Origin of the sequence: Bacillus cereus group sp. BceL291 (genome assembly GCF_051776705.1) — a bacterium.
Taxonomy (GTDB): domain Bacteria; phylum Bacillota; class Bacilli; order Bacillales; family Bacillaceae_G; genus Bacillus_A; species Bacillus_A cereus.
The window spans coordinates 1-3,706 of sequence record NZ_JBPWAP010000171.1 but is presented as its reverse complement, the minus strand read 5'-3'; the positions used below and the strand labels follow the sequence as shown (position 1 = coordinate 3,706).

The following is a 3,706-nucleotide window of genomic DNA, read 5'->3' as shown; positions in this document are numbered from 1 at the left end:
GGTGGTCGGCAACACTCTATCTACAAATTTAAGTATCTCATAAAAATAGATACTCTTGGGTTTATAGGTACATCCCGTCCCTAAAAAACCTAACTTAATCATACGAGGAGGAGGTATGTAATGATTGAAATTACGGCAATGATTGGGGTTGTTGTAGGAATTTCACAAATTGCAAAAACGACTGGACTGCAAACAGAATATATTCCGTTATTTAATTTAACACTTGGCATTACGCTAGGTGTTTTATTTTTGTCTCAAGATATTAAAATGAATTTATTTCAAGGAATGATTATCGGATTGTCAGCTAGTGGATTATTTGACCATACAAAAATTGTAAAAAGGGATGCCGATAGAAAATGAAAAAGAAATACAAGCATATTTTATCCATAGTTGTTGCTATTATTTTAGTGTTATCAATTGAAACAAATGTATTTGCTGATAGAATTCTATTTATTCCTGATTTACCAAAACAACCATACCGTTATGGTGTTGGAGCTTATGAAGGTGTTGTGGCACATTCTACAGCTACCCCAGAGGCGCCAGCAATTAATATTCAAAAATATGAGTCTCGCACATGGCGTTCAGCGTTTGTTCACTACGCAGTGGATTGGAATGAAAAAATTCAAATTGCATCTATAAAACATCAGGCATGGGGGGCAGGTCCAGCAGCAAATGCTAGATTTGTTCATGTTGAATTGTGTGAGACAAGTGATCCATTAAAATTTAAGCGTTCATATGAAAAATATATAGAATTAATTGGGGAAATCTTGCGAGAACGAAATATTCATCCCTCTAAAGGATTATGGACCCATAGGGATATTACTTATAAATTAGGCGGGACAGACCATGAAGATCCACTGGATTATCTTCGTAGTCATGGCGTATCTGAGGCTAAGTTCCGAGCAGACGTGTTAAAGGTTTATAACGGGAGCACGGTTACAGTGGATACCAAACCACAAAAACCAAATGAAATATCTGGTACAGTAGAGTCGAATGGTATTGCATATATTGAAGGATACAATGTAAATCTCCGCTCTGGACCATCAACAGAAAATAGTGTTATTCGTAAGCTACAAAAAGGTGAGGCTTATAAAGTATGGAATAAATTAGGGAACTGGTTACATTTTGGTGGTAACCAATGGATTTATTATGATTCTTCATATATTCGTTGCCAAGGCAATGAACCTGCTACAGTAATTGGTAAAAGAGTTATTTCAAAATTAAATAATTTACGTTTCTATGATTCTCCATCTTGGCAAGATAAAGATGTTGCCGGTACTGTAGATATGGGTTTAGGATTCATTATTGATACAAAGGTAATTGTAAATAATTCACCACAATATAGAGTGCACAATAGTAAAGGTAAAACATATTATATAACAGCAAACGAAGCCTATGTGTATGTGAAGTGAAAGAGAGGATCTGCTCTAGTATGGGGCGATCCTCTTTTTTTTATTTATTATTTTAGCCAAGAAGACTCCTTCCTCAAGGAGCGTGAAGGGTCACAGCCCAGTGAGTAGGTGGGAGATGAATTGGCTTCGAACAAGGAATGGCAGGAAGCCATCTTAATTGTTCGACATACAGAAAGTGTTACTCGACTACCTATCGAATGTACGTTTGGTGTATAATAGTCATATACCGAAATGGAGGTGAATCAAATAATCATGAATAAAGCCTATAAGTTTCGTATCTATCCAAATCAGGCACAAGCAATTCTAATCAACAAAACGATTGGATGTTCTCGCTTTGTATTCAATTATTTCCTATCCTTATGGGATCAAGCATACAAAGAGACAGGAAAAGGCTTGACCTATGGTACATGCTCTGCCAAACTACCTGCCATGAAGAAAGAGCTTGTTTGGCTAAAAGAAGTGGATAGTATTGCGATTCAGTCGTCTGTTCGCAACCTTGCGGATGCTTAAACACGCTTTTTCAAAAAACAAAACAGCGCACCGCGCTTTAAATCTAAGAAGAACAACGTACAATCTTATACTACAAAACAAACAAATGAAAACATTGCCGTTGTAGGGAACAAAATAAAGTTGCCGAAACTAGGTCTTGTTCGATTTGCCAAAAGTCGCGAAGTAGAGGGGCGTATTGTAAATGCTACGGTTAGACGGAACCCTTCTGGTAGATATTTTGTGTCACTATTAGTTGAAACAGAAGTACAAGAACTTCCGAAAACAAGTTCTTACATTGGAATAGATGTAGGACTAAAAGATTTCGCTATTTTGTCAGATGGAACCCACTATGAAAATCCGAAGTTTTTCCGATCATTAGAAGATAAGTTGGCGAAAGCACAGCGTGTGCTTTCTAGAAGAATGAAAGGATCTTCTCGCTGGAATAAACAACGAGTAAAGGTAGCTAGAATTCATGAATACATATCCAATGCTAGAAAAGATTACTTGGACAAAATTTCAACTGAAATCATCAAAAACCACGATATTATCGGTATAGAGGATTTGCAAGTATCGGATATGTTAAAGAATCATAAGTTAGCAAAAGCAATTAGTGAGGTATCTTGGTCGCAATTTCGATCCATGTTAGAATACAAAGCAAAATGGTATGGCAAACAAGTCATTGTCGTATCGAAAACATTTGCTTCCAGCCAATTATGTTCTTGTTGTGGGTATCAAAATAAAGACGTTAAAAATCTCAACCTACGTGAATGGGACTGTCCTTCTTGTCAAACACATCATGATAGAGATATTAACGCAAGTATCAATCTAAAGAATGAAGCGATAAGGCTTCTAACCGCAAGGACTGCGGGGTTAGCCTAATCAATTAGAGTTCGATAGAACTCTTTACTTAGGAATCCCTCACTTCTAAACGAAGTGAAAGTGGGGGTAGTTCAAATTTAAAAGTTTATTTTCAAATTAGAAAAGATTAGGTCCTCAATAGGTTTTGCCCCAGCCATAAACCTTACGTTCAAAAACAAAGGATAATTCAACTATCAAACTCATATAAAATTTTAATCTTGTCTAAGCATCCATTAGGATATACAATTGATCATCTATTTTTCTTTACATAATCTCCAGATACAGTCCATATCAGCTATAGATTCTTGCCTTATGCTAAATGTAATCAAAAAGCAAGTAGATAAAGATAATGACTAAAACATTAACTCTAGATACTTTTTTGATGAATATTACAAATAAACAGGAGGTAATGAAAAATGATTAAAACATTATTAGCAGGAGCATTTTTAAGTACAGGATTATTAGCGGGTGGTGCAATAGGTGCAGATGATGCGAAAACGGACAATTTAAAGTCAAATGAAAATAGTTCGAATCAATGGGTTACAATGAGTGCAGATGGAACAACGTCTTTCTCAAAAAACTTTGATGTACCTAAAGATACAGTGCCAGCATCTAAAGGAGATGTAAAAACTGTTGAAAGAACAGAAGGTACAGGTACAGATTCTCAAGAAGGAAAAATGGTAGAAACAAAAGAAGGTACAGAATCACAACCTGGAAAACATGCAAAAACTGTTGAAAGAACAGAAGGTACAGGTACGGATTCTCAACATGGAAAAATGGTACCAATAAATGAAGAAAATTAAATAATATATAGTTATAACGAAGAGCATCCAAAAATGAAGTGACCCCTAAAAGTTAGACACGGTTATTTCATTAGGCAGCTTGATAAAAGTGAGTCCGGTATTGTACCGGGCTCATTTTTAATTTTGCCTTAATCCGTTTCGTAT

General features: G+C 35.8%; 3 protein-coding genes and 1 pseudogene. All 4 read left to right on the top strand.

The genetic code is table 11. From position 1 onward, the window contains the following. The first annotated feature begins 120 nt into the window (after window positions 1–120). A complete protein-coding gene (locus ACS2CR_RS33680; protein ID WP_153603116.1) occupies window positions 121–360 on the top strand; it encodes a holin in 240 nt (79 codons plus the stop codon). Further along, window positions 357–1,412 (top strand): N-acetylmuramoyl-L-alanine amidase, encoded by a 1,056-nt coding sequence (locus ACS2CR_RS33675; protein ID WP_153603117.1) that lies wholly within the window; start codon window positions 357–359, stop codon window positions 1,410–1,412. Before ACS2CR_RS33680 ends, ACS2CR_RS33675 begins: the two co-directional genes overlap by 4 nt. A 246-nt stretch (window positions 1,413–1,658) precedes the next feature. Then, window positions 1,659–2,780, top strand: a pseudogene (tnpB, locus tag ACS2CR_RS33670) (IS200/IS605 family element RNA-guided endonuclease TnpB). A gap of 395 nt (window positions 2,781–3,175) precedes the next feature. Beyond that, complete coding sequence (locus tag ACS2CR_RS33665; protein ID WP_153603118.1) at window positions 3,176–3,562, top strand: alpha-ketoglutarate permease; 387 nt, start codon at window positions 3,176–3,178, stop codon at window positions 3,560–3,562. Window positions 3,563–3,706: the final 144 nt, after the last annotated feature.